This is a genomic window from Ruegeria sp. AD5 (assembly GCF_056542345.1).
On sequence record NZ_JBQFZR010000001.1, the window covers coordinates 1,308,143 to 1,324,818 of the forward strand.

General features: G+C 53.7%; 12 protein-coding genes. 8 read left to right on the forward strand and 4 right to left on the reverse strand.

Going from position 1 to position 16,676, the window contains the following annotated elements; translation table 11 throughout:
• Positions 1-29: 29 nt before the first annotated feature.
• Complete coding sequence (locus ACR0JG_RS06450; RefSeq protein WP_170394045.1) at positions 30-1,037, reverse strand: TAXI family TRAP transporter solute-binding subunit; 1,008 nt, start codon at positions 1,035-1,037, stop codon at positions 30-32.
• A gap of 127 nt (positions 1,038-1,164) precedes the next feature.
• Between ACR0JG_RS06450 and ACR0JG_RS06455 the strand changes: the two genes are divergently transcribed.
• From ACR0JG_RS06455 to ACR0JG_RS06490, 8 genes are all read left to right on the forward strand, one after another.
• Entirely contained in the window at positions 1,165-2,127 is a 963-nt protein-coding gene (locus ACR0JG_RS06455) for a LysR family transcriptional regulator (protein ID WP_480568246.1), read from the forward strand.
• 354 nt (positions 2,128-2,481) lie between these two features.
• Complete coding sequence (locus ACR0JG_RS06460; protein WP_480569027.1) at positions 2,482-2,718, forward strand: glycosyltransferase; 237 nt, start codon at positions 2,482-2,484, stop codon at positions 2,716-2,718.
• Complete coding sequence (locus ACR0JG_RS06465) at positions 2,672-3,394, forward strand: glycosyltransferase family protein (protein WP_480568249.1); 723 nt, start codon at positions 2,672-2,674, stop codon at positions 3,392-3,394. The genes ACR0JG_RS06460 and ACR0JG_RS06465 overlap by 47 nt, the downstream gene beginning before the upstream one ends.
• Positions 3,387-5,063 carry a hypothetical protein gene (locus tag ACR0JG_RS06470; protein ID WP_480568252.1) on the forward strand — a complete coding sequence of 559 codons (1,677 nt, stop codon included), beginning with the start codon at positions 3,387-3,389 and terminating at the stop codon, positions 5,061-5,063. Before ACR0JG_RS06465 ends, ACR0JG_RS06470 begins: the two co-directional genes overlap by 8 nt.
• 209 nt (positions 5,064-5,272) lie before the next feature.
• Positions 5,273-6,244, forward strand: a complete 972-nt coding sequence (locus tag ACR0JG_RS06475; protein WP_170394051.1) for a glycosyltransferase — start codon at positions 5,273-5,275, stop codon at positions 6,242-6,244.
• A gap of 13 nt (positions 6,245-6,257) precedes the next feature.
• Entirely contained in the window at positions 6,258-6,662 is a 405-nt protein-coding gene (locus ACR0JG_RS06480; RefSeq protein WP_480568254.1) for a class I SAM-dependent methyltransferase, read from the forward strand.
• Positions 6,663-6,689: 27 nt separating this feature from the next.
• The gene (locus ACR0JG_RS06485; protein ID WP_480568257.1) at positions 6,690-7,091 is read left to right on the forward strand and encodes a hypothetical protein; all 402 of its coding nucleotides are present in this window, start codon (positions 6,690-6,692) and stop codon (positions 7,089-7,091) included.
• A 4-nt stretch (positions 7,092-7,095) separates the two neighbouring features.
• Positions 7,096-8,013, forward strand: a complete 918-nt coding sequence (locus ACR0JG_RS06490) for a hypothetical protein (protein WP_480568260.1) — start codon at positions 7,096-7,098, stop codon at positions 8,011-8,013.
• 204 nt (positions 8,014-8,217) lie between these two features.
• On the opposite strand, the gene ACR0JG_RS06495 is transcribed toward ACR0JG_RS06490, so the two are convergent.
• The 3 genes from ACR0JG_RS06495 to ACR0JG_RS06505 form a co-directional block, all read right to left on the reverse strand.
• On the reverse strand, positions 8,218-10,131 hold the full coding sequence (locus ACR0JG_RS06495) for a heparinase II/III domain-containing protein (protein WP_480568263.1): 1,914 nt from the start codon (positions 10,129-10,131) through the stop codon (positions 8,218-8,220).
• 432 nt (positions 10,132-10,563) lie between these two features.
• Positions 10,564-13,158, reverse strand: coding sequence for a hypothetical protein (locus tag ACR0JG_RS06500; RefSeq protein ID WP_480568265.1), 2,595 nt, complete (start codon positions 13,156-13,158; stop codon positions 10,564-10,566).
• A 354-nt stretch (positions 13,159-13,512) separates the two neighbouring features.
• Entirely contained in the window at positions 13,513-16,407 is a 2,895-nt protein-coding gene (locus tag ACR0JG_RS06505) for a hypothetical protein (RefSeq protein WP_170736169.1), read from the reverse strand.
• Between the last annotated feature and the right edge of the window lie 269 nt (positions 16,408-16,676).

The following is a 16,676-nucleotide window of genomic DNA, read 5'->3' on the forward strand; positions in this document are numbered from 1 at the left end:
CACCGACGATACGGTTCAGTTTGTTGCGTTTACTGAAGAAGTCCGGCTTCTTTGTAGAACTTCTCGGCACCCGGATGCAGTGGAACACCCAGCGCCTCTACACCATCCAGCGCGGTATCGGGCGTGATCTGCTTACCCTTGGCATGGCCGTTGTCCAGTAGCTTGCGGGTGTTGTCGTTCCACAGGGCTTTGGTCAGCTGATAGACCAGATCTTCAGACAGATCCGAGGACACGACCAACATAGCACTGACCGCAGGGGTCTTGGTTTCCGCGTCTATGCCTTCATAGACACCACCCGGAATGGCCGAAGGGATATAGGCCGGAATGATCTCGTTGATCTTGGCCAGATCTTCATCGCTGAACGAATGCAGGTTCATGCCTTTGGTCGAGGACAGTTGTACCATCGCAGCAACTGGCCAGCCCGCAGCGTAGAAATAGGCGTCTAACTGACCGTCAGCCAAACGCTCGGCGCTTTGACTGTTGTTCAGTTCGGCTTCATCCATATTGTCGCGGTTTACACCCCAGGCGTCGAGCATCTGCAGAACAGCAACCTGCGTACCCGATCCAGCCTGTGCGATACCGACGCGCTTGCCTTCCAGATCACCCAGGTCGTTGATCGTCTGACCGGCGGGCAGCACGAGATGCAGGTCCTCGGGGAACAGATTTGCAACGATGCGAAGGTTGGGATGAGGTTTACCCTCGAACTTGCCTTCGCCCAGATACATTGAACGGGTCACATCGGCTGCGGCCAGACCGGCCTCAAGTTCACCATTCTGCACTGCGGCATTGTTGAACACCGACGCGGTCGTGGATTGCGCGATTGCGATCAGGCCCGGGACGCCACATTGGCCACCTTCTTCGCACGGGCGAGATCCCGGAGGGGCAGAAATTCCGTTGGCGATGGTGCCGCCGATGGGGAAGTAGGTTCCGCCTGCGCCACCGGTCCCGATGCGGAAGAATGTTGGATCCTGCGCCAGCGCAGGGGCGGCAAGCGCGCCTGCCAAGGCCAGTCCGGTCAAACATTTCACGAATTTCATAATCATCTCCGTTGTTGGATCGCTGGATTCGGTTTTCCCGAATTCGATCTCCTCAGCGTAGAGACGATTCGCATAAATGCAAATTTTTTATACTTCACAAAACTAAGGTTTTATTTATACATTAACCATGAACCTTATGCAGCTCACAGTGTTTCGCGAAGTGATGGAGACCGGCTCTATCTCGCAAACTGCCAAGAAACTGAATCGCACTCAGCCGGCGATTAGCCTTGCGTTGAAAAACTTGGAAAAAACGCTGGGACTGACCCTGTTTGAACGCAAGGGAAGACGCCTGGTTCCGGTTCCTGAAGCGCACTACCTTCTGGCCGAAACCACAGGCATTCTGGACCGTCTCGCCACCATCTCCAGCACAATGGAAGGGTTGATCAAAGGGCATGCAGGCAGCCTGAACATCGCAACGATGCCCGGCCCGTCCGCCTTTTTGTTCCCGCGTTTCATCAGCCAGTCGGTCGGAGAAAACCCCGATATTCGCATCACTCTTTCGACCCGCAGTTCACCTCAGATTATGGAGCTTGCAGGGACCCAGAACATAGACTTCGGCTTTGCTGATTTCGAACATTCGGCGGGCAAGGAACCGCAGTACTCTGCCGAACTAATCAAAGCAGATTGCTTCTGTGCCATTGACCGCACCCACCCACTTGCTTCGCGTAAGAGGCTGACACTGTCTGATCTGAACGATACGCCCATGGGCGGCTTGCATGCGTCACACCCATTCCAGCGCAAAATCCGGCAGGAATTCGAGGAGGTCGGTGCTGAGTACAATCCGACAGTGACCTGCCAGTATTTTCAGCCCCTCATCCCCTTCGTCAGCTCCGGGCAATGTTGCAGCATCGTTGATCCGCTGACCGTCGTGACCGAGCAAGAATTGAACCTGTCCGACGGAAAGGTCGCTTTTTTGCCATTCAAGAAACCGCTCAGATATGAATACGCGATCCTTGAACCCAACCATCGGCCGCCGTCTCAACTGGCTTTAAAGATCAAAGCTGGATGGAAAGCCGAGGTCTTAAAAATGTTGGAAGACGTGAAGGCGAACCCTCACACAGAATGGATTTTCCAGGCCGGGCGTGAGTAAAACTGATCGGCCCCAATGAGTTGATCTCTTCATCGCTCGAAGCGATTTACAGCGTCGAGCTGATTTGAGCAGATCGACGGCTGGTCGCAATCCACTGATTTAGAGTAAAGCAGTTTTCGGTCGACTCCGATGATGCCCCAACCATCGAGATTTCATACGAATCGTCTAAAGGAGCGTGCAACCGTTTCAGGTGGCTCAACAATTACCCCTTATAGACACAATTTTGTCCCAAAACAAAATGTAATTGCACTCAATAGTTGTCAATATGGCATGATCAGGATGCTTGTCGTCTAAATACCGGCGCTTAACGAGGAGGAAACCCTTGCTGAAGCGATCGCGGCAATTCCCCGATCGATTCCTGGCGTCAGTAAAGTTGAAGTACTGGTCATCGACGACGGCTCCACCGATCGGACCGTTGAAGTCGCCTGGAACGCCAAAGCTGATCACGTTCTTGAAATGAGCAGCCATGTCGGCCTCGCCCGTGCGTTCAGTGCCGGCATCGAGTATGCGCTTTCATTGGGCGCCAATGTGATCGTCAACACCCATGAAGACAATCAGTATTGCGCTGACGACATTCAGCGCCCTGATTGATCCGATACTGAAGCGTAAGGCACAAATCGTGGTCGGCGCTCGCCCGATCAGAGAGTTCGAGGGCTTCTCGCCGTTGAAGAAAACCCTTCAACGGCTGGGCAGTTGGGTCGTGCGACTGGCTAGCAAGTCAGAAATCCCTGATGCGCCCAGCGGATTTCGCGCCTATTCCCGAGATGCCGCTGCCCGACTCTGTGTTGTCAACACTTATACCTACACTCTGGAAACCATCATTCAGGCCGGACGCAAACATATCCCGATGACCTCGGTGCCTGTTCGGGTCAACAAGGTAACACGCCCGTCTCGTCTGTTCAGAGGTATCGGAGAGTACGTCACCCGCTCAGCAAGAACTATTCTGCGCGTTTTTGTGATCTACGCGCCATTGAAGTTCTTCCTGACGCTTTCGGCAGTATTCGCCTTGCCTGGCTTAATCGGGGTTGGGCGATTTCTCTATTATTACGCGACAGACGGGGGGGCCGGGCATGTTCAGTCGCTGGTTCTGTCCGGTGTGCTGCTGGCAATGGCCACGATACTGTTCGCCGTTGGTATCCTGGCCGATCTTATCGCCACCAACCGTAGTCTGCTGGAAGACATCCGGGCCCGAGAGTTACTGCGCGCGCCGATTAGACCTACTGAAGTAATTACCCTCGACCCAGTCAGGGCGGTAGAGAATGGATAATCCGGCGCTAGGCGATCAGCGAAACGCCGGATTGGTAGGGGCTATCACTCTTGATCGAGTGGTACGAGCGAGCATTGTCGTTGTCTTCGTGTTAATGCTGGTGCTGGCGTATACTCACAATGTGAATTGGGACGAATTCTATTTCCTGTCACATGTCCATGCCTTCCTCGATGGTCGATTGGACCGTCCAATGCAGACCTTCTTCGTGCATGGTTTCACATGGCTCGATGCGCTGCCGGGTCATGAGATGGAACAGATATTTGCAGCCCGGCTTGTGATGGTTGCATGCGTCGGGCTGACCACAATTTCTGTGCACCGTATCGCCCTGTATTTTACCGAACAGCGATTTGCCGATATCGCTGCTCTGGGTTTCCTGACTTCGGGCTACGTTTTGGCCTATGGCGCCAGTTTCCGTGCCGATCCCATTGCTGCGGCATTACTGACTTCTTCGATTGCAATCTTGCTGACCACGCGCCTGTCTGTCTGGCAAACACTGGCGGCAGCGCTTCTGAGCGCTCTAGCCGTACTGGTTACGATCAAATCGGCACTCTATCTGCCCGCATTTCTGGCCGTGCTGATATGGAGGATCGAAGATCGAATAGCGGTACGGCGCATCATTATCACGGGTATATTGGCGGCTGGCATTTGCGTGTCATTCTACCTCTGGCATGCGTCTGGCCTCCGCGTCGCCGAAGGCAACCAGACGGCAAACAATGCAAAGGACGCGCTGAATACGACGCTGTTGAAAAGCGGCATATTCCCACGATCAACTGAATTCATGAGTTGGGCTATGCTCAGTCTCCCACAGATCATTCTTGTGGGGATCGGACTGTGTGCCGGTCGGAATGCTCGGCGGGTTATGTTGATTGCGCTCTTTGCTGCACCGCTCCTCTCGGTGGTGATCTATCGCAATGCCTTTGTCTATTTTTACCCCTTCGCTACCCCACTCCTGATGGTAGCCGTCGCGATCGGAGCACAGCGGCTTGGATCATCACGACGCTCGGCACAACTGGTGATGGTGATGCTTGCGGGGCTTTTTGTCCAGGCAGCCCTAGCACTGCAAGATCGTGCAGGAAACCAGCGCGCCACTATTGCGGAAATTCATCGCCTGTTCCCAGATCCGGTCGCCTATATTGATGACAGCCACATGATCGCAAGTTTCCCGAATCCTGGTTTCTTCATGTCAGGCTGGGGCGTTGCACGCTATCACGCGGCGGGCCAGCCCGTATTTGCCAAAATCATCGCAGAACAACAGCCGCCTCTACTTATCGCCAACAAAACTGCTCTGACGCTGACGATGGACCCAAGTTCGGCCAATGGAGCCGAGCCTGTGCTGCTGCCTGAGGACCACAAGATATTACGCGAGTCATATGTGCACTATTCGGGATCGATCTGGCTTGCCGGTGGATCAGTGACGCTGACCGGCGAACCGGTTGAATTGGCACTTCCGTTCCCCGGACGGTATCGGGTCGAAACCAGCCAGCCAGTACAGATTGATACAAGTGCCGTCGCATCTGGAGACATTCTCAGCATTGGCGCCGAGGCAGTAACAATCAACGGACCGAAAGGTGTTGCTGTCAGGCTGATCTGGGATACTGGTGTGGCTCCGGTTGCGCCAGAAAGCTTGGATCGAGAGGTTTATACCGGCTTCCGGATGCTTTCGCCATGAATGCCGATATGCCTCTTTCCCCTCCGGTGGTCAGCACCACTCCGATACCATCTGAGCCCGGCAACAAGCGTGTGATTTTTTGGGGAACATATGATCTCAGCAAACCGCGTACTCGAATTCTCCGAACTGGATTGCAAGAGCTCGGCGTAGAAGTAATTGAAATCCACGCAGAGATTTGGCCCAAACACGCGGATAAAAGCCAATTGAACATGGCTGTGATGATCCGTGTGTTGTTCAGCGCGCTCTTGGCCTATCCGCTTCTGATCCTGCATTATTTGCGTGCGCCTCGTCATGATGCAGTGATGGTTCCCTATCTTGGCGCGCTCGATACATTGGTGTTGTGGCCCTTTGCCCTGCTACGTCGGCGGCAGATCACCTGGGACATGTTCCTTTCGCTTTACGACACTGTCGTTAACGATCGAAGTATGGTTGGGGCCAAGTCACTGCCGGGCCGGATGCTTTGGGTCACTGAATGGCTGGCTTGCCGGGCAGCGCATCATGTCTTGCTCGATACGAAGGCGCATGCCGAGCATATTGCACGGATCTTCAATTTGCCTGAATCCAGGATTGGAGCAGTGCCGGTGGGAGCTGAGCCGGGATCCTTCCAGCGTCTGCCTCCTCCTGCGCGCCACGACGGTCCCACTAGAGTGTTGTTTTACGGACAGCTCATCCCGCTGCATGGGCTTAAAACGATATTGACGGCAGCTACCTCGGATCGAGGTCGCGATATCAATTGGCACCTGATTGGCACCGGGCAAGAGCGCCTATTGCTCGAGACAGCTCTGGTGGATGCGGGGCATAATCATATCTCCTGGCAGAAATGGGTTCCCTATGAGGAACTGAACGAGGCAATTTCAAATGCCGACATTTGCCTCGGCATTTTTGGCGCCTCTGGCAAGGCTGCGTCAGTGGTGCCGAACAAGGTTTATCAGGCGCTGTTGTCAGGGCGTTCAGTGATCACCCGAAGCTCACCTGCCATGATCGAAACTTTCGGCACCGAAGCTCTCGGGGTGAAGCTTATCCCTCATTCAAATCCCGAAGCGCTGCTGGATGCCATCGCTGAATTGAGGCACGAGGGCTATCCGGTAATGCCTGAAGACAAACTGAAAATGGCCCAGCCACATGAGATCGCGCGGACTCTTTGCGGATACCTGTTTCATTGTGCACCTCAAGCCGGATAAAACTGTGGTCGACATGACTGATACCGCCATTAATTCCGCAGAGCATAGTGCTTCTGCCATCTATCACAGGCACTTTGGCCCGGCCCTGCCGCAATCCAATTGGGTGCCCGCGCCGCGGTATCTTCTAAGGCGTGATCGGGTTATGCGGCATCTCAAAAATCTGATGCCTTGCAGAGTGCTTGACATTGGGTGCGGACCGGCTGCGCTATTGTCAGAACTGGCAGAACAGGGTTTTGAAGCTTATGGCGTAGATCGTTCGCAGCAAGCCCTTGAACTGGCAGATAAACTCAACACTCAAGCCAGCCCTATGACACTCTTGGCCGAGCTTGACCCGGATTGGAAAAACTCCTTCGACCTGATCATGTCATTTGAAGTGATTGAGCACTTGGAGCAAGATATTGAGGCCATGAGAGAATAGCAAACTTATCTGAAACCAGGTGGAACAATGATCTTGTCGACGCCTGCGCACCCATCCCGCTGGAATGCGGCCGACGTTTGGGCCGGGCATGTTCGGCGCTACAGTAGAGAACTTTTAATACACTCGGTTCAGGACGCCGGCTTCACCGTCGAAACTATTGAGTGCTACGGTTTTCCTTTGGCCAATATTATGGAGTATTGGCGTGCTCGGGCCTATGGGCAGATATTGGAAACCAACGCCAAATCTGGTAAAACAGCGAACGACCTTACCAACGAGAGCGGTAGCGATCGTTCCATTGAGCGGCGCTTCTGGCCTGTGTTTTCTTCCATACCCGCAGTCACGGTCATGCGGCTTTTTTTCCGGCTACAACGCCCGTTCCTTAACACCGAATTTGGAAATGGTTTTCTTGTAGTGGCGCGCAAAACGTAAACACATGGCTACCGCCCTGCGCTATATCGGCACCGCTGCTGCCCTGATCTTCATCGGAATCATTCTGGTTCGACACGCAGGAGACATTGCAGTGCTCGACCTCGGGTCAGGCCGCGCCCGTTATGCACTGCTAGGTGGGTTTACCCTTTATGTGCTGTCGCAGCTCGTAGGTGCTGTGGCTTGGGGGGTGACGCTAAACATCTATGACGTTGCCCTACCGCGCACACGCGCTGAAAGTCAGTTAATGGTATCGCAGATCGGGAAATACATCCCCGGCAATGTTGCCCACCTTTTGGGACGTTTCGCCCTCGCACGGAATGATGGAGTGCCATCCGCAATTATTGCGTCATCTCTTTTGCTCGAGATCGGTTTTCTGCTCGCCAGCGGTGCTCTGGTCGTCGGAATTGTGCTCCTGACCATGCCCGATCTTGTCGCCGCAGTAATTGCAGACCTTCCAGGATCCTGGCTCGATGGACAGATGACAATCATCTTCTTCGGAATTCTGGCCTGCATCATGATTGGCCAGATTGTAATCTGGCGCAAAGCGGGAAAACCGAAGCTCACAATTTCAAAATGCCTGATCCTGTTGTTTCTGCATAGCTTCAACTTTTTGATGCTGGGTTTGTCACTTTGGTGTGTCGCACGGGCGATCTACCCTCAGGGTGGTGCCGGTATATTGCAATGCATCGCAATCTTTTCGACAGCCTGGGTCATCGGTTTTCTGATGCCGGGCGCACCCGGTGGTATCGGTATTCGAGACGGAATTATTGCTCTCGGACTTGGCCTTTTCACTGATCAGGGAGTCGGTCTAAGCGCTGCGATCGCGCATCGCGCGCTCTCGGTTCTGGGGGATGTAGCTGTGTTTGGGCTTGGCGTAACCCTGCGCCGATATCTAAGCAGTGGTGAGCACGAAGGTGTATAGGCTTAATAATTTGGATCGGGTCAGCCAGACAACTTGAAACGGAGTCTATCGTATCTGAAGGTCGCCATGCGCTGCTTCAGGCGCTAGGGTGCCGTCTTCTATTCGTTTCCAAACATAGTGCGACTTCTGGTGCGTACTACATTCCTTGAGCGCACCCAGCATCGCCCAAAGCCAGGGTTGAGGTCGTTCAAGTTTGACCCAAACCTATCGTGAGTTTTCAGCAGGCAACCGATCAATGTGCTTTTTTTCAACATCGTTCGAGAGGGTCGCGTTCAATCGCCACTCACCTAACGGGATGACCGGCTTGTTTGCGGCCTGTGCGTCAGGTTCAAAAGTAACGGCAATGATTTCACGCTTGTCGCTTTCATCAAGATCAAGTTGGATCATGAGCCGTGTAACGTTTGAATTCGGATTCTGCATCGCACATTCAGAATTGAATGCCGTTTCGCAAGGATTGGCTGAAAGTTGAGAGAAGGTGGCGTTTGGCGGCGACAGTATGCGCGCGGTTAGTTCTTTCCCATCCTGACGCAATGTGGCCTTGGAGCCATCAACTGTTACCTGCGCTTCGGTATGCATTGCCCACGCCACCCGCCCCCGTTGATCAGGGCTAATTTCATCCTGAACCAACACTGTCGTTCCATCGACAAGAGCTATGCCTCGTCTGACCGTTCCCTTTGGCTTTCCATAGGCGTCTGAAAGATCGGCGATTGCAAAATCGAAACCCGGAAACTGCGCCAACTCCTCAACATAGGCCCGCCCCGTTTCGATTTGATTTGCCATGTCAAAGGTCAGTGTATTCTGCCCGATCGTGGCCGTTCGATAATAGTCAAAACGTTTGTCAATAAAGTAGCCGGGCAATTGGTAATTTCCGAGCCCAAGATCCACCCCCCAACGTACACCGTCGGCTTCAAGCACAAAGGTGCCCGCATCAAGGTCATTGTGATGGCTGCTAAGCGGCCCAGCCTTGAGGCCGATATAGCTGGCCTTAGGGTCATTCCAACCAGACCGCATGGTTACGATCCCAAGCCCTCCAGACCAATAGGATGTTGATCGGGCAGTGATTGATTCACTATTGCGACGCTGCTGCCAGATCAGCTCGAATGCTGGATGGGAAGACCGCATTTTGCTATTTATCTTAGTGCCGTAGCCCGGACGATTGAACCGCGACGCCAACCAGGTCAACACAACAAGGTCAGTGCTTGTATCGCTGTCTCCAAAGTTAAACAGCATGCCAGTTGGCCCAGACGCATGGATCAGGAACTCCCCAAAATCCTCCAACCCTACCATTCTAGAGAGATCAAAATCATGCCCGAGGACGGAAACAAGCGCATCAAACGCCACCGCCGCGTCCCGGGCGGACAAAGCCCCGTACATCGGTCCTTCTGGCCAAGCCCCATCCGGAGCAAACATTGCCAACCCATTTCTAAGTGAAACCTGAGCCTGCTCAATAATATGATCGGCCAGTTCCGGTTCTGTTTCTGACACAACCAGAGCAGCGACGATCATTCCCGCATTGCAAACGATGTTCCAGTTGAAGGATGCAACGGGCCAGGCGATATCCGCAGTAGCCGTCCCATCAGGAAGCGACGCGGGAACAGACACTGGGTTCACCCAGCGTTGGGGGGCGACCCAACCCTTGTCATAATAAAGCGTATCCAGATCGTAGATTTTGGCGGCTTCTTTCAACCCCTTCTCGACAAGTGCCGATCGAATGATTTGATGATCCTCTTCGTCCAGATTGTCACTAATCCAACTGTATCCGAGCGACACCGCCAATGTGACACGGCTTAATCCCAGAAAGTGTGCGGGCTGCCATGTTTCCAGTTCCGAAAATTGCAAGAGTTCGGTTCTGGCGCGATCGGCATAGCGACTATCACCGGTCAATCGCCAAGCCAAAGCCAGTGTGGTGAGGCGTTCGACCGGACGTTGTCCAAATCCACGAAAAGCTTCGTGAAGCTGACCATCTCCATTCCGAACTGCCTCAACAATAGTAGGCGACTGCAAATGCGCTTCTGCACTGTCAATCAATGCCTGATAGTCAGCCGCGAATACCTGATCGGCTGCGCGCTGTGTTTCTATGCGCTGGACGATCTCATCCGTTAGAACGACTTGCGGCACTGAGTTTTGGGACAAAGCGCTTGTAGCGCAAAAACAAGCGAAGGACAAAACGAACAAAAAGAAGGCTTTAATCGGATTCACACTTCTAACGGTTGCGATCATGGGTTTCTTCCGCACTGGAAACGCCTGCAACCCGACTCTGCAGCGGTGGCCAAATTCTGTCAAAGACATCCGATTAGTTTGGCTTAGCAAATTGATATGCTAAACGCTCCGTCCGGCAGCCTATTGGAGTATTGTTTAAGTAGAGCCGGAAGGACAAACGATAAGAAAGCCAGCCACGAGAACCTAGCGCAAGCGATCCGAGCATTAATATTATGGTCGCATGGCTTAATCACGGAACCGAACCGGAAACGAGGCCAGTGTCTATCGATTTTCATGTGTTTGTTTTCGTTCCCGGCCTAGCGCAGACCGGGAACCACTTATTGGAGTGCCTCAGGCGATGGACATGCCGAGCGCTTCAAGTTGGTCTGTCAGGGCGCGTTCTGCTTCGGCAACACTGTTCCAATCATCAGCCGTCAGGTTACCAAGATCTAGATCCTCGGCCTGAACATCCTGAAGTGTAACGGTATGGCCGCCATTTCCGACAACTTCAAAGATAAGATCGCCATCAATTTCGGTGACCGACACATCGCTTTCGCTCAAAGCGTTGAAATCGATGATATCTTCATCGGCATTAAAACCGATGATCTGGGTCTTCACCCCCCAGTTCCAGGTAAGCTCTGCCACATCCGCTTCAGCGCCGAAGGTCACAACTCCTGGTGTTTGGTTGTTTCCGGGTTCGTTGGTTCCACTACCGATATCTGGTTGGGTCGATCCCCCTGTCAGATCTCCGACCCGTGTCTGATGACCGTCTGTCGTCGCCCCGACAGGAGCCTGTGGGGTCAGCAGTATGGTGCGATCAACCAACGTCACATCGTTCTGGTCAAAGCCAAATGGCACCTCGAGATTGTCTTCCATCACCTGATCAAAATGGAATTCGACCAGACCCGGGATCAGGTCAGCCTTGGTCACGCCGGTCAGCGTGATGCTTTGTCCGGTCGGCAAGGATGAGATCACCAGACCATCGCTACTGTCCTCGACGCTAAGCCGCTCGCGGGTTCCGAAATACAGGAAGCTGATCTTCATCGTTGAAGGATCAAAGCCGTCAATAACTTCGTGCACGCCATATTCGTGGCTGCGAACATAGACTGTGTCAGCATCGCGAGGTCCTACGCCCTGCTCCCAACTAAGAACGCCGCCCATATCCTGACGGAGGTGTTCGTTGCCGACCACACCAAAGCTGTCGATGGTCACGTCCTGGAAGGTGACACCTTGCACGATTTGCGCCGCGTCCGACCATGGGCTGTCGATAACAATCTCGCCGGCCTTGGATTTGGTGACGATCATGCCGTGAACCGACGTACCGCCAAAGTCCAACTCGTCCACACCGGGGCGGAATCCGGTTATGTCGTCAGCGTTGCTATCGGCCCGGTATTTCACCCCGCCCGTGTCTGTATTGCCGGTGATCGCGGGCGGGTTTGACCCGTCTGCATCATAACTGACGTCATAGCCCTCTCCGTCTCTCGGCGAGACGATAACTTGCCCCAAAGCTGTGGACACTTCGTTCAACACCGTCTGATCCGTGATAGAGAAATTGCTGAGCGAAAGATCGGACAGGCCAAAGCCAGTGAATACGATCTGCTTGGTTACATTGCCCGAGGTCAGCTCAATTCTAACGGTCTGCCCCAGAGCGTCCCCACTCTCTTCGAAAATCGAGAAGTTATCAGCCCCAATGTCCGGTCCGATTTCAATGACATCTCCCATCGCGGGCAGGAAGCCTTCGACCGTCTGTGCATCGCTGGCAAGGCCCAGCATGATGTGCATATGTTGGTGGCTATGGCCACCGCCACCACCATCTCCGCCACCATCGCCACCGCTGGTCGGCATTGAACCATCAGTGCCTATCAGCCCAAGCACTTCAGCTGCGGCGGTATTGTCCAGAATAGTGAAGTTTGCCGGGCTCAGCTCAGCAAGTGTCACACCGCTGAGGGTCGTGGCCTGTTTATTGGACGGGATCGAGAACACAACCGCGCCATCAACCTCGGCAACCTCCAACGCGTCTGCACCGACCCATGCGATGAAGATCGTATCGGTCGTAGGGTCGAAATCCGGGATCGTTGCATTCGTGCCCCAAGCCCAGTTAATCACCACATCCGCAGTATCTTCTGTGGTGTCAGAAGTCCCGTTGCCGGTTGGTTCCGTGGGTTCCGGATGTATGACCGGTGGGACAACGGGCGGCGACGTATTCCCGTTATCGGTGCCGCCATTTGTATCCGTGGGCAAGACACCGTCGGTGTATACCTTGATAGCGTCTTCGATACTCGGCGCGTCATAACCGCCGAATTGCGAGACATACCGCAGGATCGAAGTACCGTATTCATCGGTGGATACACTTCCACCCTGAAGCAGAGCCAACGTACCCCATGCCCCCCGCAGGTGCGCGGCGGCCATTATGCCAGTAAGACTGAGCGTGACAGAGACGGCCTGGCCATTTTCCAGATAAGTGCGTGTCGTGCCGAGATAGTCGGACAGGCTCTCTCCCTGATAGCCCAGCCCGGTTTCGATGACTTGAAGATTGTAGCCAAACGCTTCTTGAATAGCGCGCTCCTGCGCTTCGGCGGTTGTGAACTCTGCCAGCGAATTCACCCCGTTCTTACCGGTCCATGTGCCATCCCAGGTGTTCGAAGCCGCGCCATTCCCATAATAGACATCATCGGTGTAATACCCGAGGTCAATTAACAGCGCCTCGCCGAACTGATATCCAACAAAACCAAGCGAGTTCATCGAGCGATAGGACATCGCGTCCCATTCATCACTGCTTAGATCAGACCAGCTGGAATAGCTTGGATAGAAGTCGGCAACGGCCCCTCCCGCCCATTGGTTCAGCTGCCAATCCTGAATGATTCCTGCGTCGAATCGATCTCGATCCCAACCAGATTCAAATGCACGCAAAGCGTCGCGAAATTCTTCATATGTTCCATTACTCATCTTGAAACAGTCTCCCATCTTGTCGTTGTTTCAGCCCAAGTATTTCGGCTTTATTAGCCCGATGAATTCAGGCCCAACTTGCGTAACAAGTCAGAAGTTCAGGACACGTTAAGAGTTCATTAACGAATTAATCTGAGCGGATGCGGGCCTAGGCCAACCTTTTGATGCGCTAAAAAACGCTGTACGTCAGTGGGTTATAGCGGGGTTTGAGCAAAAGATCGGTGCAGTTGCGCGAGTCTTCGCCAAATTTGGAATGTCGCAATAATTAACTTTGCATTATTGCCAGATCGAACTGTTAAGAAAGCCTCAGCCGATCCAGACCGGCTGAGGCGTTTTTTGGTAATCAGGCGATGATCAGAGACCCCAATCCTGTGATTGCTGAGCCGTCAGCTCGCTGATGTGCTGCATGACATCGAAATGCTCATCAACACCCTGTACGCTGATCACCTTTTGGCCATTTGCCGTGACCCAGTGAGTGCTGGAACGCCATTCGATCTGAAGTTGATCCAGAGACGAGATCCCGAACCCTTCCAGATCGATAACAATCGAGTCGTCAGCCTCAAAATCCCGGATCACCTGACCACCATACTGGCTGCCCGGGCCGGTAATGACAAAAGTATCGCTGCCTTCGCCACCGAACATATTGGCAAACCCGGCTTCTGAAGACTGGTCTGCATCAAGGATGATGACGTCGTTGCCGTCTCCACCATTTGCATTGGTGATCATCGCGCCTTTGCGGATCACGATGGTGTCATTGCCGTCGCCGCCGTTCAGAGTAGCGAACTGATTGAGCGCACCGCCAACAATGTAGTCATCACCAGCACCACCATTCAGGGTCAATCCACCACTGCCGGTGTCGCCGATCATGTAGTCCCAACTATCGGTGCCATCTACGGTAACGAGCTCTTCGCCGACCTCGGCATCAATCCGGTTGCCATACTTCTCGAACCACTCCAGCGTGTTTGCACCAAAGGGCGGTTCGTAGACAACCTGATAGCCTTCTTCATCGTTGCCAACCAAGCTGCGCAGGTCGATGTATGACGGGTCAAATCCGTTCCCGTCATCGTCATAGCGCACGATGATCTCGTCTGTCAGCTTATTGAACAGAACGATCTGACCGTTTTCGATGCGGTGATCCAAATCGAACCAGCCGGACATCCCGTAAGCGTCGAGGTCGATCTCGATCCGATCGCCTTCGCTGGCGTCGAAATCGGTGATCGTGTTCTCGCCGCCGTTCAGAATGAAGGTGTCAGCTCCTCCGTTACCGGTCAGCACGTCTTTGCCATCACCCGAGGTGAAGACGTTATCGCCGTCGTCGCCGATGATCACATCATCATGGTCGCTGCCATAGATGTTCTCGACGCTCCAGAGCAGATCATAGCCTTCCTTGTCGCGAATCTCGTCATTGAGATCGAACGGATTGGCGCTGTTGCCATGCCAGGCCCAGTAATACTCACCGCTGGCATCTTCCGCCTTGTTGTTCATGTCGACATAGATGCCGCTCAGACTGTCACCATACCAGGCCGTGTCATTGCCTTCTCCACCATACAGCTTATTAAAGCCGCCACCGCCAGCCATGATATCGTCACCGCCAAAGCCGTAGAGAACATCATTGCCGTCATTGCGGATTTCGGCCTCGTTTCCGCCGTGGGTATCGCGCTCGGACGTATAGGCTTGCAGAACGTCGTTGTGGTTTGTTCCCAACTGACGATCCTCGTCATGAAAGCCGACCATCGAAACACCGCCGAACGCCCCGAATGTGACGAACTTGCTGGTTCCAAGACCTGCAAGGTCTTCACTACTCAGGCCAAGGTCGATCTTTTGGCCCAAGCCATAATGCGCACCATCCGGCCCCGTGATCAGAGCAGTTTCTTTCAACCGTTGAATGAAGGCATCTGTGTTCTGCTGCGAGATACTTGTTGCGCCCGGAAATATGTTCGACGCCTCATCCCAATAGAAGGTTGTAATCACCTTGAACTTGTTGTCGGCCGGATCAAGCGCGACCAGATCGAATGCCGCGCCATCAACGATCGATGCTTGCAGGTCCAGCGTTACTGGCCCCTCCACGTTGACTGGTACAATGATCTTGTCTTCAAGCGGGTTGAAGTCGAGGATCTCGACCAGAGACACCTTCGGCGGGTTGACGGTTTCGACAACCTGCTCCTCGGTCTTGAACATGTTCTTGATCCCGTCGATCAGGCCTCTGGCAAGGTTGATGAACAGCTTCGCGCCCGGCAGCATCTTGGCGAGTGCCAGATTACCTGCCTCTTCCAGCCACTCTTCGCCCAGACCATTCGATTGGTTATGGTTGGGATCATGAGTTGTTGGTTCAGGCACAGAGCCAATAACGAACGTGTCGGCCCCTTTTCCACCGTAAAGCGTGTCGGCAGAGGTTTCGTCGATATGCCCGGTAAACAGGACATCATCACCGTCACCGCCGACAAGAAGGTCGTTACCAGTACCACCGTACAGTTTGTCGCCTTCATTCCCGGCAATCAGGATGTCATCGCCTTCGCCGCCAACAAGGATGTTCTTGCCTCCGCCGCCAATGATCTTGTCGTTGCCGGATTCGCCGAACAGCTGATCATCACCTTCACCTCCATCGATGTAGTCGTGGCCGCCGCCGCCGTAAATCACATCATTACCAGCATCACCGAACAACTGGTCGTTCCCACGATAAGCGATGATGATGTCGTCACCGTCACCGCCCGAGATATTGTCCCGATGATGATAGTTGGAATAGTAGTTCTTGATCGAGGTGCCGCCATCATAGTTATCCCAGTTTTCGGGGTTCCAACCGTGGATGACGTTATCCCCATCATTCCCTTCGATACGGGTGTAAAGATATGTCCCCTTGCTTTGCCCACTTGAGAGACGGTGCATCAGGTTTTCAAAGCTCACCTCACCGTCTGCCATTTTGTATTCACCACGGGCTTTGACATCGCGGCCGACATAGGTGCCGCTGGTGTCATGCAGATGGGTCCCATAGTTATCCCACCAACCGCTGTGGCCATCGCCAGGTGATTTACCACCGGTCCAGACGGGAATATCAGGTTTGTTGCTGGCTACAGTCTCGTCGTCCGAGGCTGAATCTTCCCAGACGTAGTCCTGCAATTCGCTGCTTTCTTCCGACAGCAGACTAACCGGCGGGATCACGATAGGATCGTCATCCGTTTCACCAAGACCAACCGATATGTTGAGCGTGCTCGCCGAGTTGGGCTGGAATTTTGATTTGCTAACATGTTTCATTTCTTTCCTCCTGTTTCCTGGATGGTCGACACCCGAGGTTCGGGCCCATACGCATCACAGATCATAGGAAAGATGTGGTTTTTCAGGCTGTTGATCTCAACAGGCGAAAGCCAGTTAAGTTGTTACAAAGTATGACAAAAATGGAATCCACGGCCTGAGAAAACCAGCAATCCGGCTGGCGCCTGTTTCAGGCCCCAGCCGGTGAGTTTGGTTTTCCCTTTGTTTGCCCGGGCGTCCGTTTCAACAGGAACTAAGACGCCCGGATTTTG